Origin of the sequence: Dechloromonas sp. A34, assembly GCF_026261605.1 — a bacterium.
Classification (GTDB): domain Bacteria; phylum Pseudomonadota; class Gammaproteobacteria; order Burkholderiales; family Rhodocyclaceae; genus Azonexus.
This window is the reverse complement of the sequence record NZ_CP102486.1, coordinates 364,313-389,769: the sequence shown is the minus strand read 5'-3', so window position 1 is coordinate 389,769 and position 25,457 is coordinate 364,313. Positions and strand designations below refer to the sequence as shown.

The window sequence follows — 25,457 nt, the reverse complement described above, 5'->3', positions numbered from 1 at the left end:
AAAACTGCCGGTTCAATAGATCCGGCTATCTTCGATCACCTTGCCGTCGTTGGGCAAGCCCCCGGGGGCCGAAAAGGCGACTTCGCCGCGCAGCTTGGTGACTTCGCGCAGGCTGGCGACCACCGCTTTATCGAGCGCCTCGCCGCCGGCCTCGATCTCGCAGTGCAGCACCATGCGATCCTGACCGCCCGGATTGTCGACGACCAGGCGCATGCGGTGTATTTCCGGGTGGCGCCGGGATATTTCGGCAACCTGCTCGGGATGCACGAACATGCCCTTGACCTTGGTCGTCTGGTCGGCTCGGCCCAACCAGCCCTTGAGCCGGATGTTGCTGCGCCCGCAGGGCGAACGTCCGGGCAGGACGGCGGAGAGATCGCCGGTGGCGAAACGGATCAGCGGGTAGTCAGGATTGAAGGTGGTGACCACCACTTCGCCGACTTCACCGGGCTCGACCGGGTCGCCGGTGCCAGGGCGGACGATCTCGACCAGCAGCCCCTCCTCGACGATCAGCCCCTCTTCGGCCTCGGTTTCATAGGCGATGGCGCCGATATCGGCCGTCGCGTAGCACTGGCGTACGGAAATCCCGCGCTCGCTCAACCACTGACGGGTGACACCTGGCAAGGCCTCGCCGGAAACGCAGGCCTTCTGCAGCGAACCAATGTCGGCCCCGATTTCCTCGGCCTTCTCGACAATGATGCGCAGGAAGGACGGGGTGCCGACGTAGCCATCCGGGCGCAGGGCTGCGATCGCCTGCACCTGCTGCTCGGTCTGCCCGGTGCCGCCGGGGAAGATGGCGCAGCCCAGCTTGCGCGCCCCGCCTTCGAAGATGAAGGCGCCGGGCGTGAAGTGGTAGGAAAAGCAGTTGTGGATCAGGTCGCCGTCGCGAAAGCCCGCGGCGTACAACACGCGGGCCATGCGCCAGGGATCGATGTCCTTGCCCTGCAGTTCGTAGATCGGACCCGGCGAGGCGAAGACACGCTTGGCCTTGTGGCGGGGCAGCGAATTCAGTCCGCCGAAGGGCGGCGTCTTCTGCTGCAGCTCGATCAGGTCGCGCTTGCGGGTCAGCGGCAGCCGGGCCAGCGCTTCGCGTGTCACGCAGTCAAAGGGATTGATCCCGGCCAGCGTGTGAAAGTAGTAGGGCGTCGTTTCCTTGGCATGCGCCACCTGGCGGGCCAGCTTGTCCATCAGGTCGGCCTCGCGCTCATCGGGGTCGCGCGTCTCGAGCGGGTCGTAAAAGCTCATGTGGGTTTTCTCCGTTTTTTCGCGGTCGCCCAGGGCGAATGGTTTCAGTGCGTGCAGCAGGACGGAGCGGCAAAGTAGCCGCTCAGGGCAAGGCGGAGGCCGGCGCCGTTTGCTCCTGCAAACAAGCCGACCGACAACGCCGCCATGAGCAGCGCACTGCCGCTACGAGAGCCAGCGTTTGCGGCGGCGGTAGTGCTTTACGTCTTTGAAGGATTTGCGCCCGGCCGAGGAGAGGCCAAGGTAGAACTCCTTGACGTCCTCATTCGTCCGCAGGTCTTCGGCATCGCCTTCCATCACGACCCGGCCGTTTTCCAGGATGTAGCCGAAATCGGCATAGCGCAGCGCGACCATGGTGTTCTGCTCGGCCAGCAAAAAGCTGACGTTTTCGCGCGAATTCAGGTCCTTCACGATCTCGAAGATTTCCTCGACGATCTGCGGCGCCAGGCCCATCGACGGTTCGTCGAGCAGGATCATTTCCGGCTTGGCCATCAGCGCCCGGCCGATGGCGCACATCTGCTGCTCGCCGCCGGAGGTGTAGCCGGCCTGCGAGGTGCGCCGCGTCTTGAGGCGCGGAAAATAGTGATAAACCTTTTCCAGACTATCCTTCAACTCGCTACGCGAAATGCTGCGCGTGTAGGCACCGGTCAGCAGGTTCTCCTCGATCGTCAGATGGCCGAAACAATGGCGCCCCTCCATGACCTGGATGACCCCGCGCTTGACCAGTTCGTTGGGCGTCAGCTGGTCGATGCGATCGCCCTTGTATTCGACCGAGCCTTTGGTGACATCGCCCCGCTCGGCGCGCAGCAGGTTCGAAATTGCTTTCAATGTCGTCGACTTGCCGGCGCCATTGGCGCCGAGCAGAGCGACGATCTTCCCCTTGGGGACATGCAGCGAAACACCCTTGAGCACCAGGATCACGTGGTCGTAAATGACCTCGATGTTGTTGATGGCCAGGTAGTGGTCGGCGGCTGTTGCGGCAGTTTGTGTACTCATAGCTGTTCCCGAAGCGTGAAAACCGGAAGGAAGCGAGGAAAAACCACGCTCCCTTCCTCTCTCGCCTTATTTTTCCTTGGAGCAATCACGCGGCGTGATGCCCTTTTCCTTGGCGTACTGCTTGGCGGACGCCTGGAACAAGGGGTGGATCAGCGCCTTGTTGCCCTCGATCCAACCAGAGACCGGCACCCACTTGGCACCATCCCACTGCTGGATCTTCACCTTGCCCGAGCCTTCATGGTTGTCGCAGGAAGTTTTGATTTCCGGCAACAGGTCGGTGGCACCCAGCGTCTTCAGGCGGGCATCGGTAATGTTCAGGTTTTCCAAGGCCCAACGTACCTGCTCGCCGGACATCGACTTGCCCTTGCCATATTTTTCCTGCGCCTTGCGGATCGCTTCGACCGACAGCACGGCGGCGGAAACACCGCGGTTGTAAAGGATGGTGCCGATCTTGGCCTTGTCCTGCAGGTTGCCCTTACCGGCGCCGTAGACCACTTTCTCGATGTCGGCGATCACCGGGACCTGCTTGCCGGAAACGTTCCAGGTCGCGGCCATGTAACCCTTGGCAGCATCACCGGCCGGCACGACATCTTCCTCGGAACCAGTCCACCACGAGCCGATCATCTTGTCACGCGGGAAGCCGACCTTCTGGGCTGCCTTCAATGCGGTCTGGTTCATCACGCCCCAACCCCAGAAGACCACAAAATCCGGCTTTTCCTGGCGGATCTTCAGCCACTGTGCGCCCTGTTCGTTGCCTGGGTGCGCCACCGGAATCTGGACCAGCGAGAACTTGTTCAGTGATGCCTCGGCTTCCATCGCGATGATGGCTTCCTTGCCATAGGCGGAGTCGTGATAGAGATAGACGATCTTCTTTCCGGCCAGGTTGCCGCCATTCTTGTCCTTGATGAACTTGACGATGGCCGAGGCCTGCATCTGGTAGGTGGTGACCAGCGGGAAGGCGTAGGGGAAGACCGAGCCGTCCACCGCATCGGTCCGGCCATAACCCATCATGGCGAGTGGCAGCTTGTCCTGGGCCGCCTTGTCGACCAGGGCGTAGGAAATGCCGGTAGACATCGTGTGGATCGGGCCGGAAGAGACCTTGGCCTTGGCCTTGAGGCGCTCGTAACACTCGACGCCCTTGGCGTTGTTGTATTCCGTTTCGCACTCTTCATAGGTCATCTGGACGCCATTGACCCCTTTGTCTTTCATATTGACGTAGTTCAAATAGTCGATGAAGCCACCGTAGAAGGCCTGGCCATTCGAGCCATAGGGGCCGACCCGATAGTCGATCAGCGGAAAGAACTGCTCTTCGGCAGCCATCGCGGTTTGCGACAGCATGGCCAGGGAAACCGCAGCGGCGGCAAGGGCAGGTTTGAAATTTTTAATCATGTAATGTCTCCTCCAGTTATTACAAATAAGCGGCGGGCCCGCCGCTTCAACCACAGTCATTCCTAGTGCGGGAACGGCCACAGACGCAACTTCTCCTTGGCGATTTGCCACAACCGGGCCAGGCCGTGCGGCTCGACGATCAGGAAGAACATGATCAGCGCACCGAACACCGTAATCTGGATGTGCGATACGGTTGCGCTGGCAAAGGGCAAACCGAACAGGTCGGCGAAGAAGGGCAGGGCCACATCGAGAAAGATGGGCAGCAGCAGGATGAAGGCAGCGCCGAGGAAGCTGCCCATGATCGAGCCGACCCCGCCGATGATGATCATGAACAGGATCTTGAACGACATCTCGAGCGAGAAGCCGTCCGGCTCAACCGAGCCCAGGTAGCAGAAGGCGTACATCGCGCCAGCCACGCCGCAGTAGAACGAACTGACGGCAAAGGCGAGCAGCTTGGTCGGCATCAGGCGGATACCGATCACGGATGCCGCCACGTCCATGTCGCGCACCGCCATCCAGGCCCGGCCGGTCGACGAGCGCACCATGTTCTTGGCGGCCAGCGCCATGACGACGACGATGGAGAGCACGAGCAGGTATTTCTCGACCGGAGTCGTCAGCTCGTGGCCGAAGATGATCAGCTTCTGCGTCGAAATTACGCCGGACGACGAGTTGTTCGACAGCCAGGGGAACTTGGTCAGGCACCAGACGATGAAGAACTGTGCCGCCAGGGTCGCTACCGCCAGGTAGAAGCCCTTGATGCGCAATGAGGGCAAGCCGAACAGTATCCCGACGCCGGCTGCGGTCAGGCCGGCCAGGATGAAGGAGAGCAGAATCGGGATGCCTTCGATGCGCAATTGGAAGTTGTAGGCCGCGTAGGCACCAACTGCCATGAAGGCCGCCGAGCCGAGCGAGAGCTGGCCGGCATAGCCGGTCAGGACGTTCAGCCCGAGGGCGGCCAGGGCGAAGATCAGGAAGGGAATCAGGATGGCCGAGAACCAGTATTCGCTGGCAAAGAGCGGCACGCCGATGAAAGCGACGACGAGCAGGGCGATGACCCCGATCCGGTCCTGGCGGATCGGGAAAATTTGCTGGTCGGCGGCGTAGGTGGTCTTGAATTGACCGGCTTCACGGTAAAGCATGTTGTTCTATCCCCTCTTACACGCGGTCGATGTGCTTTTGCTACGGCCGCTGCGCTTAACATTCGCTACGCTCATGTGAGCCTCCACTGAAAACATATTGATCTCCTAAACTCGATCAATATGTTTTTCGCCAAACAGCCCTTCGGGCCTGACGAGCAAGAACAGGAGAGCCAGCACGTAAGGGAACCAGCCCTCGATGCCGCCAAAGTTGCCGCCGAACAGATCCTGCATGACCGGCGGAATGTAGATTTCGGCCAGTTTTTCGGAGGCGCCGATGATCAGGCCGCCGACGATGGCACCCGGCACCGAGGTGAAGCCGCCGAGGATCAGCACAGGCAGTGCCTTGAGCGCCGTGAAAGTGAGCGCAAACTGTACGCCGTTGCGAGCCCCCCACATCATGCCGGCGACCAGGGCGACAAACCCGGCGACGCCCAGACGATGGCCCAGATGTGCTGTAGCGGAATGCCGATCGACAAGGCGGCCTGGTGATCGTCGGCCACCGCCCGCAGAGCCCGGCCGATCCGGGTGTACTGGAAGAACAGGGCGAGCGTCGCAACCAGGACCGCGGCGACACCGGCGGCGACCAGATCGAACTTCGAAATCACCATGTTCCAGTTGTCCATGATCCAGGGAATTGGCTCATCGACGATGCCCAGTTCGAGCGCCCGCGGGTCGCTGCCGAAAATCATCGGGGCCAGACCTTCGATGAAGAAGGCCAGACCGATGGTCGCCATGAACAGGGCGATCGGCGGCTGGTTGACCAGCTTCCGAAGCACGAACTTCTCGGTCGCGATGCCGAATAGGGTCATGATCGCAAACGCCAGTATGATCGCCAGCCACAGCGGCGCCCCCTTCTCGATACAGCCGACGACCGACAGCGCAGCCAGATAGACCATCGCGCCCTGGGCGAAGTTGAACACTCCCGAGGCCTTGTAGATCATCACGAAACCGAGGGCCACCAGCGCATACATGACGCCGGAAAGCAGACCACCGATCAGCACTTCAAGGAAAAAATTCATGTCGCCGCCTCCTAGTGGCCAGCACCGAGGTACGCCTTGATGACGTCCTCGTTGTTCTTGACTTCGTCGGGCACGCCGTCGCCGATCTTCTTGCCGTAATCGAGCACCACGACGCGATCGGAGATATCCATGACCACGCCCATGTCGTGCTCGATGAGCACGATGGTGGTTCCGAACTGGTCGTTCACATCGAGGATGAAACGGCACATGTCCTGCTTTTCCTCGACGTTCATGCCAGCCATCGGCTCGTCGAGGAGCAGCATCGAGGGCTCGGCGGCCAGCGCGCGGGCCAGTTCGACCCGCTTTTGCAAGCCGTAGGGCAGGCGCCCGACCGGGGTCTTGCGAATGTGCTGGATTTCGAGGAAGTCGATGACCTCCTCCACCTTCTTGCGATGCTCCAGCTCTTCCTTCCGGGCGCGACCGAACCACAGCGCATGCTCGATGAAGTTGGACTTCATCTTGGTGATGCGGCCGGTCATGATGTTGTCGAGCACGCTCATGCCCTTGAACAGCGCGATGTTCTGGAAGGTGCGGGCAATGTGCTGGCGGGCCGCCATGTGCGGCTCCATCTTCTTGCGCTCCTGGCCGTGCCAGAAAATCTTGCCGTCCTGCGGGTGATAGACGCCGTTGATGACGTTGAGCATCGAACTCTTGCCAGCGCCGTTGGGGCCGATGATGGCGCGGATTTCATGCTCGCGGACGTTGAAGGAAATGTCGGTCAGCGCCTTGACGCCGCCGAAGCGCAGGGAAATGTTCTGCAGGTCGAGAATGACTTCGCCTATTTTCTTGGACATGTTCAGGCAGCCTTTTTCACGATCGGAAAGGTCTTGGCATCGACGATCTTGAGGTCGGCCGAGACCTTGCCGCGCCGGCCATCCTCGAACTTGACCTCGGTTTCGATGAACTGGTTGGCCTTGCCGGAATACAGGGCATCGATCAGCACCTTGTACTTCTCGGCGACGAAGTTGCGACGGACCTTGCGGGTCCGGGTCAGTTCGTCGTCATCGGGATCGAGTTCCTTGTGCAGGACCAGGAAGCGGTGGATCTGCGAATCGGCGACCATCGTGTCGTGCACGAGGTCGGCATTGATCTGCTCGACGCACTCTCGGATCAGTTCCAGCACTTCCGGCTTGCCGGCCAGATCGGCATAGCCCGAGTAGGCGATGCCGCGGCGCTCGGCCCAGTTGCCGACAGCCCCGACGTCGATATTGACGAAGGCGCAGACCATGTCGCGGTCGTGGCCGAAACAGACGACTTCCTTGATGTGCTGGAAGAACTTCAGCTTGTTCTCGATGTAGTTGGGGCGAACATCGCGCCGTTCGACAACTTGCCTACGTCCTTGGCGCGGTCGATGATTTTCAGGTGGCCGTCCTCGTCGAGGAAGCCGGCGTCGCCGGTCATGAAGTAGCCATCGGCATTGATCGACTCCGCCGTGGCGTCCGGGCGCTTGTAGTATTCCTTGAGCAGCATCGGCCCCTTGACCAGCACCTCGCCGTTGTCGGCAATTCTGATCTCGACACCCGGGCCGGCTGGCCGACCGAGTCGAACTTGATCGCGCCGTCCGGCTGCAGGCAAACGTAGGCACAGGTTTCGGTCTGGCCGTAGAACTGCTTGAGGTTGATGCCCATCGAGCGGTAGAAGCGGAACAGCTCCGGACCGATCGCCGCGCCGGCCGTGTAGGCGACACGGATACGGCTCATACCAAGCACATTGCGCAACGGGGCGAAGACCAGAATGTTGCCGAGCCAGTATTGCAGGCGGTCGCCGAGGGAAACGGACTTGCCATCGAGAATGTCCGAGCCACAACGCTTGGCCACCGCCATGAAGTGATGAAACATCGCCTGCTTGAACTTGCCGGCATCTTCCATGCGGATCATCACCGAGGTCAGCAGGCTTTCGAAAACGCGCGGCGGCGCGAAATAGCAGGTCGGGCCGATTTCACGCAGGTCGGTCATCACCGTATCGCCGGACTCCGGGCAGTTGATGGTGAAGCCGGCGACCAGCGCCTGGGCATAGGAGAACAGGTGATCGCCGACCCAGGCCATGGGCAGGTAGGACAGGATGTCGCCATCGGGACCGAGGTTGTCGACCTGCACCCCGCCCTGGGCCGCCGCGATGAAGGCGGAATGGGTCTGGCAGACGCCCTTCGGCTTGCCGGTCGTGCCCGAGGTGTAGAGCATCACCGAAATATCGTCGAAATGTCCGTGCTCGACCTCGGCATTGAGGAAGGTCGTGTGGTTGCGGTCGTGGATCCGCCCCATTTCCATGAGCTCGTGAATGTCGTGCAGGAAAGTCTGGGTGTAGTGGCGCATGCCGCGCGGGTCGTCGTAGACGATGTGTTCGAGCGTGGGGACCTGATCCTTGATCTCAAGCATCTTGTCGACCTGTTCCTGGTCCTCGACGACAACGAAGCGGACGCCGGCATCCTGCAGCACGAACAGCATTTCGGTAGCCACCGCGTCCTGGTAGAGCGGCACCGGCACCCCGCCCAGGCACTGGGCTGCGGTCATCATCATGTAGAGGTGGGGGCGGTTGTCGCCGATGATCGCCAGGTTGTCGCCGCGCTTGAAGCCGAGCGCAGCGAGGCCACAGGCCAGGGCGCGGACGCGCTCGGCGACGTCGGACCAGGTCCAGGTCTGCCAGATGCCGAGATACTTCTCGCGCATGGCCGGCGCATCGGGACGCATCTTGGCGTGATGAAACAATAGCCGCGGGAAGGTATGCAAACCGTCCAGCGAAGCGAAATTTGCCTGCGTGGGCATTCTTTAGTCTCCTCGTTGCCGCGCTTTTGGATACACGGTCTAACGTTCGTTTGAATCATTGTGGGCGTTACAGGCTTACACAAACCTTGCAGTACGTCACAGCGACACAGATAGTAGCGCCTCAGTGTAGGCACGGCCCGGGCTTATAATTGTCACCCGGCAGACAATCCAGGAAATAAATTGAAAAACGCCGAAGAATTGTTGCGAGCTTCCCTGTGGGGCCAATCGCTGACCGAAGAGGAAATGCTCAAGGCGCTGGCCGGCACCAGCGAACGCAGCTTTGCCGCCGGCGCCTTCATCTGCATGAAGGGCGAGCCGGTCGATTACTGGATGGGGATCATCGACGGCCTGGGCAAGATGGCCAGCCACTGGACCACCGGCAAGACCACCTCGCTGACCGGCATCAGCAGCGGCGCCTGGATCGGCGAAGGCTCGCTGCTCAAAAAGGAGCCGCGCCGCTACGACGTCATGGCCCTGCGCGAAACCCGCGTCGCCTTCATGAACCGCAGCACCTTCAACTGGTTGATGGACCACAGCATCCCGTTCAACCGCTACCTGATCGCGCAGTTGAACGAACGCCTCGGCCAGTTCATCGGGATGATCGAAAACGAGCGCATGCTCGACACCGATGCCAGGATCGCGCGCGGCCTAGCCGCGCTGTTCAACCCGGTGCTCTACCCGGGGACCAATCGGCTGCTGCAAATTTCACAGGAAGAACTCGGCTATCTGGCCGGCGTTTCCCGGCAGCGCGCCAATCAGGCGCTCAAGGTGCTGGAGGATGCCGGGCTGGTGCGCAACGAGTATGGCGGCATCAACGTCCTTGACCTCGAAGGCCTGCGCCGCTTCGGCGACTGATCGCCCCGGCAGCACCGGACGGCGGGGCCATCAGTCCGCCGCCGAACGCTCCAGCCAGCGCAGCAAGGCGTTGTAGAGCACATCGGGATCGACCGGCTTGCCGACATGGTCGTTCATGCCAGCATCCAGACAGGCCTGTCGGTCTTCGTCGAAGGCATTGGCGGTCATCGCCAGAATCGGCAGTTGCCCGCAACCAGGCAAGGCGCGGATGGCACGCGTCGCCTCGATGCCGTTCATCACCGGCATCTGGATATCCATCAGGACCAGCGCGTAGTCGTTGGTCTGCACCCGCTCGACGGCCTCGGCCCCATTGCAGGCGAGGTCGGGAATCAGGCCGGCGATGCTCAGCAATTCGCTGGCCACTTCCTGATTGATCGGTTCGTCCTCGACCAGCAGGATGCGCCGGCCACCGTAGCGGCGGGCGATCAGTTCCTCGGGCGCCACCGGCGCGGCGCCGGCATCGGCCACTGGCGACGCCGCCACCGCCGGTTCCAGACGCATCGTCATCCAGAAAGTGCTGCCCTCCCCGACCCGGCTGCTGACGCCGATCTCGCCGCCCATCATGTGCGCCAGATGACGGTTGATGGCCAGCCCGAGGCCGGTCCCGCCGTGCTTGCGGGTCATCGACTCGTCGACCTGGGAAAAGGCCTCGAACAGCCGGCCCTGCTGCTCCGGGGTCATGCCGATGCCCTGGTCCTCGACTTCGAGGCGCAACATCACCCGAGTGTTTTCGATGTCATCGGCACCGAGGCGGATGACGATCCGCCCGCTGTCCGAGAACTTGATGGCGTTGCCGACAAAGTTGAGTAGCGCCTGCTGCACGCGCACCGGGTCACCCCGCAGGTGGGGAGGAACGGCGGAGGCGACGAGGCTCTGCAGTTGCAGACCCTTGGCTGCCGCCTGCTGCTCGAGCATGGCCAGGACTTGCGCCACCACTTCGCGCGGTGCGAAGTCGGTCAGCGCGAGCACCATGCGGCCAGCCTCGATCTTCGAGAGATCGAGAATGTCGTTGATGACGCGCAGCAGGTGCTGAGCCGAACTAGCGATCTTGCCTAGGCGGTCGAGGACGCCGGGATCGCGCACCTCGTTTTGCAACAAGTGGGAGAGGCCGATGATGGCATTCATCGGGGTCCGGATTTCGTGGCTCATGTTGGCCAGGAAAGTGCTTTTGGCACGACTGGCAGCCTCGGCGGCATCCTTGGCTTCGGCCAGTTCCGAGGTCCGCGATTCGACCAGGGCTTCGAGATGATGCCGGTATTGTTCGAGTTCGGCTTCTGCCTTCTTGCGAATCGTGATGTCGGTTGAAATGCCGCACAGCGCGTAGATCGTGCCGTCGCCCTCGCGCAGCGGGATCTTGATCGACAGGAAGGCGCTGGTGATGCGGCCGTCGGCGGTGGTATTCACCTCCTCCTCGACCACCCGCTCGCCGCGTTCGATGACCCGGCTATCGTTGGCGCGCAGGTTGGCGGCCGTCGCCGGATCGAAGAATTCGGCGTCGTGATGGCCGACGATGCCTTCCATCGGACGCCCGAACAACTCGCAGACCCGACGGTTGGCATAGCGATAGCGATAGTCGGTGCCCTTGATGTAAATGAAGGCATCGACGCTGTCGAGAATGATCGCCAGCTTGTCTTCGCTCTCCTGAAGCGCCAGCTCGGCGCGCCGGCGGGCGGTGATGTCTTCCTTGACGGCTAGAAAATGCAGCACCTGGCCCTGTTCGTCGACGATCGGTGATATCGAGGCCCGCTCCCAAAACAGGATGCCGTCCTTGCGCCGGTTCAGAAACTCGCCGTGCCAGGTGGCGCCGGAGGTGATGGTCTGCCAGAGCGCCTGGTACTCCTCCTGCGACTTGTCGCCGGAACTCAGGATGCGCGAATTGCGGCCCAGCACTTCGCTGCTGGTGTAACCCGTCACCTGCTCGAATTTCGGGTTCACGTAACGGATGCTGCCATCGATATCAGTGATCACGATCGAGGCCGGACTTTGCTCGATCGCCCGCGACAGCGTCTTCAGCTCATCGGCCTGACTGCGCAACGCCAGTTCCTGAGCCCGGTTCTGCTCGTAGTAGGCGGCGAACAGCCCATTCGACCAGCGCGAGAAGGCGAACGAGGCCAGTAGGCCGAAGAGCAGCGCGCCGAGCGTGACCAGCAAGACGTTGCCGGGTAGCGCCGAACCGTCGACCAGATGAACGGAAAGCTCGTCAGCGATGATGGCCTGCAGTTCATCGTCGACCATGGCGGCAATCAGCACCCAGCCCCAGGGCTCGAAAACCTGGACCAGCGCCGTCTTCGACTGTATTTTTCCGGTCGTCGCATCGGGCCAGTCGTAGCGAACGAAGCTGCCCTTGGCGCTGCCCAGGCGATAGAGCTTCTCGGCCGCAGCCCGCTCATCGGCCGGCATCTCGTTCAACAGCATGCCTTCGAGCGCGGGATTGGACGGCGACAGTACGCCCCGCCCGTCGCGGTCGATGATGCTGATGTAGCCGCTACGGCCGAAACGCAGCACGCGCAGGCGGGCGATCACCTCTTTCTGCTGGGCGGCCTCCCATTTGTAGGTGTAGTCACCGGTCCCGATCAGCCAGTCGTAGGGGGCGAAGTGGCGAACATAGGCGAGTTTGTCGGCCATCCGCTGCGGATCGTCGGGCTTGTACCAGCGATAGCGCGAGAAGCCTTCGCCACGGGGTTTGCCCGCCGCCTCGATCAGGCCGCGCATGATGTAGTGGCCAGTATCGTCACGGTTGTCGGGAACCGTCTTGCCTTCGAACTGGGGCGCCGTCGGCAACAGGATGAACTGGCCCGCCATGTCGTCGATGAAATAGTAGCCCCGCCCTTCGTAGAAACGGACCGGACGCAGCGCTTCGATGATCAGGCGCTTGACGTCGGCGGCCGGCCGGCGCGGCGACTCGCGGTCGTAGATACCCTGGGCGACCTGCATGGCGATATCGACCTGCTCGCTGATGCTGGTGCGCAGGACATCCTCGGTGCGCTGGCGGGAGAACTCGATGAAGCTCACCGCGCTCTGCATTTCGGTCTTCAGGCGGGTTTCAATCAGCTCCTGGCCAGCGTGTTCGAGGCGGGCGATCGAGGCACGCCGTTCATTGAGGTTCTGCCAGGAAAAAAAGGCGGCCAGACCCAAGGTCAGAAACAGGACGACCGCCAGCGTACCGATCAAGTGAATGCGCGGAACGGTTTTTTCGTCGGCGGTCAGGCGTACGGCTATTTGATTCTTTCTGGAAATCGGCTGATTTCCCCCATTCTAGCCTCGGCACCCCAAAAATCCGGGTGCCCACCCGCAAATACCCTGATGGAATGGCGGTTGCGCGTCCGAACAGGCGCCTTCAGGAGCGGATCAAGGCTTCACTTCGGGATCCGGACGCAATTGCCGGGTCAGCGCGCGCGCCATGGCGGCGAGGACCAATAGCCCTGTCAGCAGAACTGCCCACAGAATCCAGCGGGCGGGCACAACTGGCGCATCCTCCCCGCCGTCACCGGCTGCCGCCACCGGCTGGCCGTTGGCCTTGCCCGGCGATGCCAGACTGGCCGGCGTCGCGTTCAGGGCAACCGCGGCATCGTAGCCGGGCAACAGGGTTGCGATCGGCAGGTCGGCGCGGCCGAGATCGCCGGCCCCCCAGGCAAGAACGAAGGGCCCCTCGCCACGCGCCAAAAAGACCAGCAGGTGCGGCACGAAGCCGATCTGCACGGTCGGCGGCAGGCTGCCGATCGCCCCGCCCCGGGCATCGATGGCCAGACGCAGGCGATTCTCTACCGCCGCATGCAGGGTGATATCGGCCGAGCGGACCTCCCCCTGGGGAGTTTGCAGGCGATAGGCCACCGCCTGGGCCAGCGTATCCCAGCGTGGCCGATCGCGGTGGCGATGCCGGCTGGTCTGGCGCTGGATGACCAGAGGGGCCAACGTGTTGACCTGCGGCAGGTTGATCCGCAACCGATCGAGCGGCAGCTGCCCAGTCCAGGCATAGTCGTAGCTGCCGCCCTGGATCGCGGTCGGTGCCATTTCCGGCGACCAGAGGCGAAGCGGCGGCTTGAAACTGGTCTCGACCGCAGCCAGCCGAACCGAGCGGATCGCCGGCGCCCGTTGCGGGTCGGCCCAGAGCAGCCGCAAATAACGGTCGGCCGCGCTGTCCCATTCGACGCCATCGTTCTCCACCCGGTGTCCCTGATGCTCCAGGCGAACCAGCTGGGCATCGCGCTTGAGCAGACGCCAGTTTTGCAGATCGCTACTGCTTTCGACCGTGTAACGGTGAAATGCTGTCGGGCTGGCCTCGGTGAGCAGACGCAGCGAACGGATACTGCCCTTGAGCTGGCTGCCATCGACCACCACGCCGCGAACGATGGCGGCGGATTTCGGCGCTGCCGGCGATTGGCGCACCGCGATCAGTGTGCCGTCTGCTCCCTGGCGGACGGTCACCGCCAGATCGCGCTCGCCCGCGGCTCCCGGACCCGGCACCAGCAACGGAAAGAACGGCACGGCCAATTCGCGCCGTTGCGACTCGGCCTGCGCCTGGGCGCGCAGCAAGGCATAGGGCAAGGCCTCGCCCTGACCGTTGAAGACCCTCAGATCTGCCAGTTCGGCATCGCTGGCGCCCTGATAGACGACCAGCGGCAGGGCCAGCTGGTGGAAGGGTCCGCCATCGCTGACGCTGATTGTGGCGTGGTGGGCAAAGTGCTCCGGCCGCGGCGGCGTCTCGGCTGCGACCGGAGCGATTAGCAGGGTGGCAAGGATCAGGGCAAGCGAAGTTTTCATGGCGCCTCGCTGACGGTTGGTCGGGGTGGCAAGGGGGCGAAGTAGCCGACCAGCAACAGCAGCAGACCGACCACGATGAAGGAGACGATGCGCTCGAGACTGCCGCTCGCCGCCAGTTCGACCAGGAACAGCTTGCCGACGACGACGGCGACCAGCGCCGCGCCGACGATCCAGATCCAGCGCAAGCCATTACGGTTGGCGAAGAGCATCAGGCCGATGGCGATCACGCTCCAGATGATCGACAGTGCGGACTGGGCGAGCATCGAGTCGAGCAGGGCGGACGCCTGCCAGGGCACGCCGCCCCACTGGTGGCAGGTGCGCAGGACCAGGCTGCTGATCACCGCGAAAGCGGTCAAACCGAGGACCGCCAACAGGAGCGGGCCGCTCGCGCGGAAAACGCTGTGCTCGGTCAGCCCACGCCACCACAACGCAATCCCGAGCAGCACGGCGAACTGCCCGATCTCCAGCGGATTGAGCAGCGGCAGATAGGGCAGCGGCGCCGCGCCGTCACCGAGCAAGGTGCTCAGCCAGGTCCAGCCGAGCAGGAAAGCCGCCACCGGCAAGGCGGCGGCGACGGCATAGGCGGCGCGGAATTCGGCCAGCGGCCAGCGCTCACCCAGGCGCTCGCTGCTCAGGGCCCAGAGGTAGGCGAGCGGCGCCAGCAACCAGCCGAGCATGGCCCAGGCGCTGTCGGGCCCGCCCCAGCCGGCCAGATGCCAATGCACTTCGTGGCCGGCAACGACCAGGAACAGCCAGACGCCGGCGATGTGCGCCGCCTGCTGGAGGAGCGCCCCCAACCAGGCCGGCTGATCGCGCAGCAGGCGGACATGCATGGCGAGCGCCAGCGGCCAGACCAACGCCCCCCAGCCGGCCAGCGGATGTTCGCTGCCGGAAGCCGCTTGGGCGCCGAGCAGCAGGGCCAGCAGCGGCAGGTAGGCGAGGGTCGCCTGGCCCAGTTGCCGCCACGCGAGGCGCAAGGCCAGCGTCCGCCACAATCCGGCAGTGAGCAGCGTCACCGCGAGCAGGGCGGGCACGGCCGTCGCCGCGACCAGCACGCGGTCGCACTCGGCCGCCCAGGCAAAGCCCCACCAGCCTGCACCCCAGACCAGGGCGGCCCAGCCGAGGGCGAGCGCCGACGGCTCGTCATCCCGCCGCTGCAACAGGCGGGCGGCGACGAAGGCGGCGAGGCCGATCAGCAGCGGGCTCCAGAAGCCGCTGTGCAGGAAGGGGCGGGCCTCGGCCAGACCGGGCACGGCGTCGAACCAGGCCAGGCGACTGCCGAGGGCGATGGCGCCGGCCACCAGTTGCAGGCCGAGGGCGAATGCCAGGGCCGCCGGCTGCCGGCGGCGGATTGCCCACCACAGCGTGGCGATCCCGGTCAGCGGCCAGACCAGCGCCGCCAGCCGCCAGGGCAGCACGAACAGCGGCGCCAGGTTGATGAAGAGCAGGCCACCGAGCAGGACCGGCACAAGCAGCGGGTTTTCCTCATCGCCGGCCTCGGCTTCGCCAGCCGCCGAGTCCGACTGGCGCAGGCTGGACCAGGCCGCAGCAAGCAGGGCGAGGCCGATCAGGCCGACGGCGACCAGCCCATGCCAGCCGTCGGCCAGCGCGACGCCGCTATCGGCACGATGCAAGGTCGTCAGATAGAGGGCGCCGGCGACCAACTGACCGGCGCCACCCCAGGCCAGCAAGGTCCGCTCGGCGAGTCGCCGGGCGGCGAACACCGCCAGCGTGCCGAGCAAGGCCAGCGCGGTACTCGCCCAGTTCAGACGCCACCACAGGAAGGGCAGCAAGGCGACGAAAAAGCAGCCGCCGGCGATCAGCCAGGGGCACAAGCGGGGCTCGAAGGCATGCAGGCCGCCGGCCGGTGCCAGGCGCAGCAGGCGATAGACCCACCAGAACGCCGCCGCCAGCATCAGACCGCCCAGCCAGGAGCCGTCGATGACGCTGGCCTCCCCGCCCGGGCGCAGTTCGAGGGCGAAGAACACCGCCGAACCGAACATCAGGAGCAGTGCGAACAGCCGGGCATGGACCCGTTGCTGGCGCACGCCAACCCAATAAACGCCGGCCGCCTCGACCGCCCAGGCGGCGGAGGTCCATTCACCGTCGAGTCCGAGCGGAATCGCCAGGCTGCCGAAAATGACGGCCAGCGCCAGCATCGTCTCGCTGAGCAGGGCATAGCGCCGGCCGCTCTGCCGGAACAGCGCCGTCGCCAGGAAGATGTAGAGCAGCCCGCAGCCCAGCGCGCTGTAGGCCGGGCCGTTCTCGAAGCTGCGTACCAGCAGGTATTGCAGACCGAAGGTGGCGAGCGGCACGCCGAAGACCAGCGAGGCGTCGACGTAGCTGACCTGCGGCGCCGCCTGCCGGACATGGTCGGCGAACGAGTCGCCGGCCGGCAGGTCGGCATCGGCCAGCGTGCGCCGGGCGAAGAAGAAGGCGATCAGCACGTAGAGCACGAAGAAGAGCAGCAGGAAGGGCTCGGCCAGCTTGAACAGGGCCGGCTGGTAGTACTTGTCGCCCCAGGCCGTGGCCAGGAACAGGGTGCACCCGAAGCCGACCAGGTTGAGCAGGCGCCAGGCCTTGAACCAGGCGATGGCGACGATGCCGAGGTTGAGCACCGTCAGGTAGCCGAACAGGGCGAGATGGTTCTGGCTGCCGGTCGAGGCCAGGACCGGCGCGGCGAAACCGCCGAGGGCGGCGACCACGGCCAAGGCCAGGGCATCCTGGAGGATGGCGAGCAACGCGGCACAGGCAGCGACGGCGATCAGGATGGCGAACCCGAGCCCGGCCGGAATCAGCGGATGCAGTTTCATGCCGGCCAGCGTCGTCAGATAGAGGACGCCGATGCCCGCCCCCTGCAGGATCAGGCCGTAGTTGTCCGGCCGCTCGCGCCAGCGCCAGCCGAAGAGCAGCAGGCCGACCGCGCCGGCCGCCACTCCGGCATAGCGCAGTTCGATCGGGACGACGGTGTTCTCGGCGACGTAGCGGAGCAGGAAGGCCAGGCCCAGGAAGAGGATCAGAACCCCGACCTTGACGATGGGATTGCCGCCGGTTATCCAGCGGGCGACGAACTCGGACAGCCACGACGGTGTGGCCGGCATTTCCAGCTCGACGCTGCGGTAGGCGAAAGTCTCCGCGGCCGGGTGCGAGGCGGCAACTCGGGCTCCAGCCGTTTCGGCGTGCGCCGCCACTTCCGGCGGCTGAACCGGGCTCGGGCCGGGTTCTAGGGTTTCGATGGCGGACGCCGGCACGGCATCGGCGGCCGTCGCTGTCAGGGCCTGGCGGCTCAGTTCATCTTCATCGGGCAGCAGGAGTTCAGGCAGTTCCTCGTCAGCTGCGGCCGCGGTCGGCTCCACGAAGGCCGTACTGGCCTGCGGCTCGACGGCCGGTTCGGCAGTCGCGAGCTGCTGCAAGCACTTTTCGAGCTGTCCGATGCGCTGCATCGCCTGCTGCATCTGCAGCTGGAGTTCCAGCACATCGTGCTGCAACTCCACTGGCTGACTAGCGTCGCCAGCCAGCGCCCGGCGGCGCGCGACGATCACGCCGACGACGCCCCCGATCGCCGCCAGCAACATGGCCGCTGCAAACGAATCGAAGGCGGCCCCCAGCAACAACCCGATGATGATGCCCAACCACATCGCATGTCCTCACTTCGCCTGTCTGGCCGCCGAGCGGAGCGTTCGGGGCAACAGGCCATTCGTTATGCCGGGCGGACGCCTGCCTGGCGTCGCCGGATATTTTTCCGGGCGTCATGCTAGCACGTGGGCATTTGCCGGAGCAGCCCAATGGAAAAACGGCGAGGGTCATCGCCTCGCCGTCGAACTGAATAAACCACTTGGGGCTATTCCGATATCAGTTTGGCGGTTTCCTGGTCCGCAGAGACCTGATCCGCTGAATAGCGAGGAAACGCAAGGGCGAAGTTCGCCCAATCCATTTCAATCTCGATGGCGGTAGCGCCAGGCGATAGACCTGCTCCACATTCGGGGGCAAGGCATCCGGAGGCTTATACATCAGCCATCCGAAAAGCATTTCGAATTGAACACCGCGCAACGCATAACGCCAAAGCCGGCGCAAGTAGATAATCCAATCCTTCAGGTGCCAGGGTTCAAGCGAGCGAAACGAGAATCCGGCAGCGGATGGAAACACAATTCGCAAGACGGCATAGTGATTGCCCGCCAGCGGCTGGAGATCGCTTTTTGCCAAGAGCGATACCAGCCAATCTTCCCCAATCAGTCCTTGAGGGATACGGATACCGCGTTGACGAATACGCTCGACAAAACTTCCTCGCAACGCATACAGCCCGCCGGCGAGCGTCCCGTTCGCCAGCATCCGCCGACTCCAGGCTTCGTGGTCCCGCCCGGTGACAGGCAGGCCGCCAGCCGCGTTTGCGGTCGGCGCTTGCTCAAACGCTGCCGCCAGGGCTGCCAAAGAACCGGGGACAACCTGAACATCACCGTCAATGAAAACATGCATCTCGGCAAGACTCAAAGACGGGTTTGCCGAAATTTCATGGATGTACAGATTCCATGCATTCGCCTTGTCAGCCAGCGGAATCTCGACCACCTGGAGATTATGGTGCAGCCTAGCGAGCTCCCGAACAATGCTCGCAGTGCTGTCGATACAGCCATTGGCCAAGACAACCACCCGGATCGTAATACCGTCTTCTACAACACGAATGCTTTCGAGTGTGGCAGCAATGTTGGCCGCCTCGTTGTGGGCGAAGACTGCTATCGACCAAGTTGTAGGCATCCCAGATATCCAAATTTGACTAGGCGTGGCTCGCCTCTGCCATTGCCGGCTTCTGCGCGGGAGAATTCTCACATCTGCGTACAAGCTTGGCACAAGACACTACAAGACAGAACAGGAAGTCCATTTCCTGGGTATGCAGCGAGCGGCTGGAAGTCTGAATGGGTAACAGACCCTAGCGCCGCCAGATCACATTGGCGCCCCGCGGCAGGCGCGATACCGGGACGTAGCCAACAGCGCCCGGCGTACTCTGGACGACCCTTATGAGCTCGTCGATATCGCTCACCTCCAGGGGCGGCGCCCCCTTGCCGACGTAGCGCCGAACCAGCCAGTAGCCGGTGTAATGCCCCTCGTCCTGGCCGAGCACGGTTTCGAGAAACTGCTTGCGGACTGGATGGCCGGGTGGGAGATTGACCGGGATGGCCGACTGCTGGTTGATCGAGACGATACGGCCGGTATATAGCCGCTGCACAGTTGGCAGGTCGGCCTTGGGCAAGCCGGGAAAGGCAATCACTACAATCGCATCGTCAGCAGCTCCCGAAGACTCGACCAGGAGTACCAGCAGCAGCGCGAGCATTCCCTTACGCATGGCGCCCGATCAGAACGTAAAGCTGTAGGAAAGCGAAAAGACGTTGATATGTCGGTTGGCGCTGTCGCTACCGCGCGGCGCATCGATGAAGCTGGATACCACCCCGCTTTCGGTATGGGACCACTCGGCCTTGAGCACGCTGGTCGGCGTCAACCGGAAGGAAGTGCCCATGGCACCGGTCCATTGATCGTAGGGATTGAGAATGTCCGCAGCCAGTTTTTGCGACTGGTTGATTGCCGCAGCACTGTAAGGCGGCGGCAGGGCAGGCACCCGGTTGCCGTTGATCGCCTTGTATTTTTCGAGGACGCCGTCAGGCGACTTCATCCGCGCGTAATAGACGTAAGGCGTCCAGTTGCCGAATTGCCGCGACAACGCAAGATAGGCCCCCCAGCGGCTAAGCCCCTCGCTGGCGCTGCTCACCCGCATGCGGGCATATTCGCTGGTCAGCTTGACATCACCAGGCAGAATGACACTGGCACCGAGCGTCTGCACGGGGATGATGACGTTATCGACCAGACGCGTGTTGATCACATCGTAATAGCCGATGCCCGGTGCGATCGAACGGAAGGGAAGATCGGCATGGAGCGCCCCGGACTTGTTCTGCGCGTCGACCTCGTGCACGCCGACGCGGAACACATTGTCGATATCGCGTGCGGTCAGTACCAGGCCGGTACTGCGCACATCCATGTCGATAAAAAAGCTTCCGTGGGTGGCCGAGTCCAGCCTCCGCTCACGCCCGTAGTAGCGGACGCTGGTTTCCATCTCGCCGGTATAGGCTTCCAGCGTCCAGTCGAAACGACCGGTCATCCAGGTCTTGCTGATACTGAGGCCGATGACATCGGTGGTCGGGGCAATCGAATAGACCTCGACCGGCAGCCGTGCAAACTCATAGGTCGCCCCGACATCGCGGTTCTCGGTATTGAGCATCAGCGGCAGGCGGAGCTTGCCGACGCGGACCAGCCAGTCATCCTCCGGACGCCAGGAGACAAAGGCCCAGGACAGGGTTGCATCCCAGGAAGTGTCGTGATCCTCGGCCGGAGCGAGACGCGCCTGGACCGTGGCCCCCCATTGCGGGCTGATCTTGAGGTCGAGCTGCGTACCAAGAATGCTGTCGCGGGTAAAAGTTCCCTGATCGTCGATGAAGCGCTGGTATTTGTAAGGCTGATTCGACTGGGCGTAGCCGAGGGTACCGAAGCCGGACCAGGTCCACTCCGCGGCACCGGCAGTGCACGCCTGACACAACGCCAACAGGAATAAATATCCGTTCTTCATGGTGGCCCGTATTCTAAACCCTGACGACCGACATAAAGAATAGGAAATTCAACCGCCATTCCTCGAGAGACTTTATAAGCTGTCGTCTGTGCCCGCGGCGTGGCGGTACGCCTCTTCTGGCGGGGCCAGCTGCAAAAGCGGCGAGGTTCATCGCCTCGCCGTCGTTGTGTCTCCTGCACCCTTGCGGGTTCGGGTTAAAGCCTTACATGCTGCGTCGGTACTGGCCGCCGACTTCGTAGAGCGCCGTGCTGATCTGGCCCAGCGAGCAGCACTTCACTGCATCGACCAGCACGGCGAAGACGTTGCCGTCCTCGATCACCGTCTGCTTGAGTTTCTCCAGCATGGCCGGCGCCTGGGCCGCGTTACGGGCCTGGAAGTCGCGCAGGCGCTTGATCTGCCCCTGCTTTTCCTCGTCGGTCGAGCGGGCCAGTTCGATTTCCTGCTGCGCCATGCCCTTCGGATTCAGGAAGGTATTGACGCCGATGATCGGGTAGGAACCGTCGTGCTTCTTGTGCTCGTAATACATCGACTCTTCCTGGATCTTGCCGCGCTGGTAGCCGGTTTCCATGGCGCCCAAGACGCCGCCGCGCGAGGCGATGGCCTCGAATTCCTTGAGCACTGCTTCCTCGACCAGATCGGTCAGTTCGTCGATGACGAAGGCGCCCTGGTTCGGGTTCTCGTTCTTGGCGACACCCCACTCGCGGTTGATGATCAGCTGAATGGCCATGGCGCGGCGCACGGATTCCTCGGTCGGCGTCGTGATCGCCTCGTCGTAGGCATTGGTGTGCAGCGAGTTGCAGTTATCGTAGATGGCGATCAGGGCCTGCAGCGTCGTGCGGATGTCGTTGAAGTCCATTTCCTGGGCGTGCAGCGAACGGCCTGACGTCTGGATGTGGTACTTGAGCTTCTGGCTGCGCTCGTTGGCGCCGTACTTGTTCTTCATGGCGATGGCCCAGATGCGGCGGGCAACGCGGCCGATCACCGAGTATTCCGGGTCCATGCCATTGCTGAAGAAGAAGCTCAGGTTGGGCGCGAAATCGTCGATCTTCATGCCGCGCGCCAGGTAGGACTCAACGTAGGTGAAACCGTTGGACAGCGTGAAGGCGAGCTGGCTGATCGGATTGGCCCCGGCTTCGGCGATGTGATAGCCGGAAATCGACACCGAATAGAAATTCTGGATCTGGTTATGGACGAAGAATTCCTGGATATCACCCATCATCTTCAGCGCAAATTCGGTGCTGAAGATGCAGGTATTCTGACCCTGGTCTTCCTTGAGGATGTCGGCCTGAACCGTGCCGCGCACCGTGGACAAGGTCCATTCGCGAATTTTCTCGGCCTCGTCCTCGGTCGGATCTCGGCCGTTGTCGGCCTTGAACTTGACCATCTGTTGATCGATGGCGGTATTGAAGAAGCAGGCCAGGATGATCGGGGCCGGACCGTTGATGGTCATCGAGACCGAGGTCGTTGGGGCGAGCAGATCGAAGCCGTCGTAGAGCACCTTGAGGTCGTCGAGGGTGGCGATCGAGACACCGGAGTTGCCGATCTTGCCGTAGATGTCTGGCCGCTCGTCGGGATCGCAGCCGTACAGGGTCACCGAGTCGAAGGCGGTGGACAGGCGGTGCGCCGGCATGCCTTCAGAAACGCGCTTGAAGCGGCGGTTGGTGCGGAAGGCATCGCCCTCGCCGGCGAACATCCGGGTCGGGTCTTCGCCCTCGCGCTTGAAGGCGAAGACGCCGGCGGTGTAAGGGAAGGAACCGGGCACGTTCTCGCGCATCAGGAAGCGCAGGGTTTCGCCGTCGTCGCCGAACTTGGGCAGGATGACCTTGCGGATCTTGGTGCCGGACAGCGATTCGGAAACCAGCTTGGTACGGATTTCCTTGTCGCGGATTTTGACGACGTATTCGTCGCCGGCATAGGCGGCGACGGTGTCCGGCCACATCTCGAGCAGCTTTTTGGCCTTCGGGTCGAGTTCGCCGTCTTTCCAGGCGATCATTTCGTCGAAATCGCCGGCCGGCTTGTCGCAGCCCTTGAAAAGGCCGGCCGAAATACGCAGCGCCTGCCGTTCGCGGGCAATATTCACCTGCGTTTCGGTGTGGGCGTGATAGCCGCGCACGGCATCGGCGATTTCGGCCAGGTAGCGGACGCGCTGGGCCGGCACGATGGCCCGCTGGCTGGACGACTGCTTGACGGTGACCAGCGGCAGCTTGCCTGCCTTCAGAGTCAGGCCTTTTTCGGAAAGTGCCGGGACCAGTGCCTGATAGAGCGCGGTGACGCCATCGTCGTTGAAGCGGGCGGCCTGCGTGCCATAGACCGGCATGTCGTCGGTCGGCGTGCTGAACAGTTCGCGGTTGCGCTGGTACTGCTTGCGCACGTCGCGCAGCGCATCCTCGGCACCCTTGCGGTCGAACTTGTTGATCGCCACGAAGTCTGCGAAGTCGAGCATGTCGATCTTCTCGAGCTGCGAGGCAGCGCCGAACTCCGGCGTCATGACGTAAAGCGACAGATCAACGTAGGGCACGATGGCGGCATTGCCCTGGCCGATGCCGGAGGTTTCGACGACGACCAGGTCGAAGCCGGCCAGCTTGCAGGCGGCGATGACTTCGGGCAGTGCGGCAGAGATTTCGCTGCCGGTGTCGCGGGTGGCCAGCGAGCGCATGAAAATGTTCGGATGCTCGATGGCGTTCATCCGGATGCGGTCGCCGAGCAGGGCGCCGCCGGTACGCTTGCGCGACGGGTCGATCGAGACCAGGCCGATCTTGACCGTGTCGCCCTGGTCGAGGCGGAAGCGGCGGACCAGTTCGTCGGTCAGCGACGACTTGCCGGCGCCGCCGGTGCCGGTGATGCCGAGCACCGGGACGTTCAGCTCGGCTGCCGCCTTGAGCAGCGGCTCTTTCAGGGCCGGCGCCTCGCCGTTTTCGAGCAGCGTGATGATCCGGGCCAGCAGGCGCTTGTCGCCGGCCTTGAGGCCGGCCAGCGCTTCATCGGCGCTCGGCACGCCGGATTCCGCAACATCGAAATCGGCGTTCTGCACGACCTCGTTGATCATGCCCTGCAAGCCCATATGGACGCCGTCTTCCGGGGCGTAGATGCGCGTCACGCCGTAGGCATGCAGTTCCTTGATTTCGGAGGGCACGATGACGCCACCGCCACCGCCGAAGACCTTGATGTTCTCGCCGCCATTGGCCTTAAGGAGGTCGATCATGTACTTGAAGAACTCGACATGACCACCTTGGTAAGAGGTGATACAGATACCCTGGGCATCTTCCTGCAAGGCGGCATTGACGATTTCCTGCACCGAGCGGTTGTGCCCGAGGTGGATCACTTCGGCACCGGTCGATTGCAGGATGCGGCGCATGATGTTGATCGAGGCGTCGTGGCCGTCGAACAGCGAGGCAGCAGTCACGAAACGCACCTTGTTTTTCGGCTTGTAGGGGGAAAGTTTCTTGGCAACGGAAAGATCGGTCATGGCACCAGCCTCATCAAAACGACGGAAAGGCGATCATGGTATGCCCCTTTAAGCACCATGCCATTGTCGCGATTGACGACAATCATGCAAATTCCGCCAAGGTGATATGCTGTCGCCAATAACTTCCTGCCGGCTCGCCAATGCTGCATCGCACCAACCCGCTATCGCCAAATCGCACGCAAACCACTGTCGCGATGGGCTTTGTTACCGGCATGCTGGCCGGCCTCGCCCGCCGCGGCCGCGATCCGGGACCGCTGCTTTCCGCCACCGGAATTGATATTGCAGACACCGCCAGCCGAGTGCCGATCGAGCGCTACGCCGCGCTCTACAACCGGATCAACCGCCAGCTGGACGACGAAGGCTTCGGACTGTTCGCCCAGCCGATGCGGCTCGGCAGCTTCGAGTTCCTCTGCCGCGGCTGCCTGAGCGCCCCGACGCTTGCCGAAGCGCTGCACCGGGCCAGCCGTTTCCTGCATATCGTCCTTCCCGACCTCGCGGTGAGCGTCCGCCGTGCCCACGGCCAGGCCGAACTGGTGATCGGCGAAAGCCGAAAATTGGCTGACGACCCGGAAGACCCCGGCCGCATCTTCGCCTTCGAATGGCTGCTTCGCCTGCTGCACGGCCTCGCCTGCTGGCTGGCCGGCCGCGGCCTCGGCCTGGACAGCGTGATCTTTCCCTACCGCCGGCCGCCCCACGCCGCCGACTACGCGCTGATCTTCACCGAGGATTCGCGCTTCGCGCCGACCGTACCGGGCGGCGTCGGCACGCTGGTCGCCAGTTTCAACGCCAACCTGCTCGACCTCCCGGTGCGCCGCGACGAGGCCGCGCTGACCGCCTTTCTCGATGGTGCCCCGGGCAAGATCACCACTCTCTACCGGCGCGACCGGGAAATGGTGATTCGCGTCCGCGACCTGCTGCGCGCCGCCCTGCCCGCCACGCTGAGCCTCGACAACATCGCCGGTCGCCTGCACCTCTCGCCACGCACCGTGCACCGCCGCCTGGAGGAGGAAGGCTCGAGTTTCCGCGCTATCAAGGATGCCTTGCGCCGTGATCTGGCGCTGGCCCGGCTGACCAAAACCAAGGAATCGATCGCCCAGATCGCCGCCGATCTGGGCTATGCCGACCCCTCAGCCTTCTACCGGGCCTTCGTCGAATGGACCGGGATGGCGCCCGTGCATTACCGGCGCCACTGGAGCGGGCGCTAGCCGACCGGGGACGGCAGCC

14 protein-coding genes and 2 pseudogenes are annotated in these 25,457 nt (G+C 63.3%); 2 read left to right on the top strand and 14 right to left on the bottom strand.

Annotated elements, in window-relative coordinates:
- Nucleotides 1-12: 12 nt before the first annotated feature.
- The 7 genes and pseudogenes from NQE15_RS01890 to NQE15_RS01855 all read right to left on the bottom strand — a co-directional run bounded on the left by NQE15_RS01890 (nucleotide 13) and on the right by NQE15_RS01855 (nucleotide 8,544).
- Nucleotides 13-1,242, bottom strand: coding sequence for a phenylacetate--CoA ligase family protein (locus NQE15_RS01890; RefSeq protein WP_265946023.1), 1,230 nt, complete (start codon nucleotides 1,240-1,242; stop codon nucleotides 13-15).
- Between the two features lie 162 nt (nucleotides 1,243-1,404).
- Nucleotides 1,405-2,235, bottom strand: coding sequence for an ABC transporter ATP-binding protein (locus NQE15_RS01885; protein WP_265946021.1), 831 nt, complete (start codon nucleotides 2,233-2,235; stop codon nucleotides 1,405-1,407).
- 66 nt (nucleotides 2,236-2,301) lie between these two features.
- Nucleotides 2,302-3,624 carry an ABC transporter substrate-binding protein gene (locus NQE15_RS01880; protein WP_265946019.1) on the bottom strand — a complete coding sequence of 441 codons (1,323 nt, stop codon included), beginning with the start codon at nucleotides 3,622-3,624 and terminating at the stop codon, nucleotides 2,302-2,304.
- Between the two features lie 62 nt (nucleotides 3,625-3,686).
- The gene (locus tag NQE15_RS01875) at nucleotides 3,687-4,763 is read right to left on the bottom strand and encodes a branched-chain amino acid ABC transporter permease (protein ID WP_265946017.1); all 1,077 of its coding nucleotides are present in this window, start codon (nucleotides 4,761-4,763) and stop codon (nucleotides 3,687-3,689) included.
- A gap of 105 nt (nucleotides 4,764-4,868) precedes the next feature.
- Nucleotides 4,869-5,782 (bottom strand): annotated as a pseudogene (locus NQE15_RS01870) (branched-chain amino acid ABC transporter permease).
- Nucleotides 5,783-5,793: 11 nt separating this feature from the next.
- On the bottom strand, nucleotides 5,794-6,576 hold the full coding sequence (locus NQE15_RS01865; protein WP_265946015.1) for an ABC transporter ATP-binding protein: 783 nt from the start codon (nucleotides 6,574-6,576) through the stop codon (nucleotides 5,794-5,796).
- Nucleotides 6,577-6,578: 2 nt separating this feature from the next.
- Nucleotides 6,579-8,544: pseudogene (locus NQE15_RS01855) on the bottom strand (AMP-dependent synthetase/ligase).
- A 180-nt stretch (nucleotides 8,545-8,724) separates the two neighbouring features.
- Here NQE15_RS01855 and NQE15_RS01850 point away from each other — a divergent pair.
- On the top strand, nucleotides 8,725-9,399 hold the full coding sequence (locus tag NQE15_RS01850; RefSeq protein ID WP_265946011.1) for a Crp/Fnr family transcriptional regulator: 675 nt from the start codon (nucleotides 8,725-8,727) through the stop codon (nucleotides 9,397-9,399).
- A 30-nt stretch (nucleotides 9,400-9,429) separates the two neighbouring features.
- On the opposite strand, the gene NQE15_RS01845 is transcribed toward NQE15_RS01850, so the two are convergent.
- From NQE15_RS01845 to icmF, 7 genes are all read right to left on the bottom strand, one after another.
- A complete protein-coding gene (locus NQE15_RS01845; RefSeq protein WP_265946009.1) occupies nucleotides 9,430-12,570 on the bottom strand; it encodes a cache domain-containing protein in 3,141 nt (1,046 codons plus the stop codon).
- 177 nt (nucleotides 12,571-12,747) lie between these two features.
- On the bottom strand, nucleotides 12,748-14,160 hold the full coding sequence (locus NQE15_RS01840) for a DUF3999 domain-containing protein (RefSeq protein WP_265946007.1): 1,413 nt from the start codon (nucleotides 14,158-14,160) through the stop codon (nucleotides 12,748-12,750).
- Complete coding sequence (locus NQE15_RS01835) at nucleotides 14,157-17,798, bottom strand: DUF2339 domain-containing protein (protein ID WP_265946005.1); 3,642 nt, start codon at nucleotides 17,796-17,798, stop codon at nucleotides 14,157-14,159. The genes NQE15_RS01840 and NQE15_RS01835 overlap by 4 nt, the downstream gene beginning before the upstream one ends.
- A 214-nt stretch (nucleotides 17,799-18,012) precedes the next feature.
- Nucleotides 18,013-18,909 carry a glycosyltransferase family 2 protein gene (locus NQE15_RS01830; protein WP_265946003.1) on the bottom strand — a complete coding sequence of 299 codons (897 nt, stop codon included), beginning with the start codon at nucleotides 18,907-18,909 and terminating at the stop codon, nucleotides 18,013-18,015.
- Nucleotides 18,910-19,081: 172 nt separating this feature from the next.
- Nucleotides 19,082-19,495, bottom strand: coding sequence for a hypothetical protein (locus NQE15_RS01825; protein ID WP_265946001.1), 414 nt, complete (start codon nucleotides 19,493-19,495; stop codon nucleotides 19,082-19,084).
- Between the two features lie 9 nt (nucleotides 19,496-19,504).
- The gene (locus tag NQE15_RS01820; RefSeq protein ID WP_265945999.1) at nucleotides 19,505-20,767 is read right to left on the bottom strand and encodes a hypothetical protein; all 1,263 of its coding nucleotides are present in this window, start codon (nucleotides 20,765-20,767) and stop codon (nucleotides 19,505-19,507) included.
- 202 nt (nucleotides 20,768-20,969) lie between these two features.
- Nucleotides 20,970-24,233 (bottom strand): fused isobutyryl-CoA mutase/GTPase IcmF, encoded by a 3,264-nt coding sequence (gene icmF, locus NQE15_RS01815; protein WP_265945997.1) that lies wholly within the window; start codon nucleotides 24,231-24,233, stop codon nucleotides 20,970-20,972.
- A gap of 140 nt (nucleotides 24,234-24,373) precedes the next feature.
- On the opposite strand from icmF, the gene NQE15_RS01810 reads away from it, so the two are divergent.
- Nucleotides 24,374-25,438, top strand: coding sequence for an AraC family transcriptional regulator (locus NQE15_RS01810; protein WP_265945995.1), 1,065 nt, complete (start codon nucleotides 24,374-24,376; stop codon nucleotides 25,436-25,438).
- Nucleotides 25,439-25,457: the final 19 nt, after the last annotated feature.

Excerpts from the sequence above, each read along its gene's own strand:
- NQE15_RS01835 (WP_265946005.1), bottom strand. The coding sequence starts at position 17,798 with ATGTGGTTGGGCATCATCATCGGGTTGTTGCTGGGGGCCGCCTTCGAT.
- NQE15_RS01830 (WP_265946003.1), bottom strand. The coding sequence starts at position 18,909 with ATGCCTACAACTTGGTCGATAGCAGTCTTCGCCCACAACGAGGCGGCC.
- NQE15_RS01820 (WP_265945999.1), bottom strand. The coding sequence starts at position 20,767 with ATGAAGAACGGATATTTATTCCTGTTGGCGTTGTGTCAGGCGTGCACT.
- NQE15_RS01880 (WP_265946019.1), bottom strand. The coding sequence starts at position 3,624 with ATGATTAAAAATTTCAAACCTGCCCTTGCCGCCGCTGCGGTTTCCCTG.
- NQE15_RS01890 (WP_265946023.1), bottom strand. The coding sequence starts at position 1,242 with ATGAGCTTTTACGACCCGCTCGAGACGCGCGACCCCGATGAGCGCGAG.
- NQE15_RS01825 (WP_265946001.1), bottom strand. The coding sequence starts at position 19,495 with ATGCGTAAGGGAATGCTCGCGCTGCTGCTGGTACTCCTGGTCGAGTCT.
- NQE15_RS01885 (WP_265946021.1), bottom strand. The coding sequence starts at position 2,235 with ATGAGTACACAAACTGCCGCAACAGCCGCCGACCACTACCTGGCCATC.
- NQE15_RS01810 (WP_265945995.1), top strand. The coding sequence starts at position 24,374 with ATGCTGCATCGCACCAACCCGCTATCGCCAAATCGCACGCAAACCACT.
- NQE15_RS01865 (WP_265946015.1), bottom strand. The coding sequence starts at position 6,576 with ATGTCCAAGAAAATAGGCGAAGTCATTCTCGACCTGCAGAACATTTCC.
- NQE15_RS01840 (WP_265946007.1), bottom strand. The coding sequence starts at position 14,160 with ATGAAAACTTCGCTTGCCCTGATCCTTGCCACCCTGCTAATCGCTCCG.
- NQE15_RS01875 (WP_265946017.1), bottom strand. The coding sequence starts at position 4,763 with ATGCTTTACCGTGAAGCCGGTCAATTCAAGACCACCTACGCCGCCGAC.
- icmF (WP_265945997.1), bottom strand. The coding sequence starts at position 24,233 with ATGACCGATCTTTCCGTTGCCAAGAAACTTTCCCCCTACAAGCCGAAA.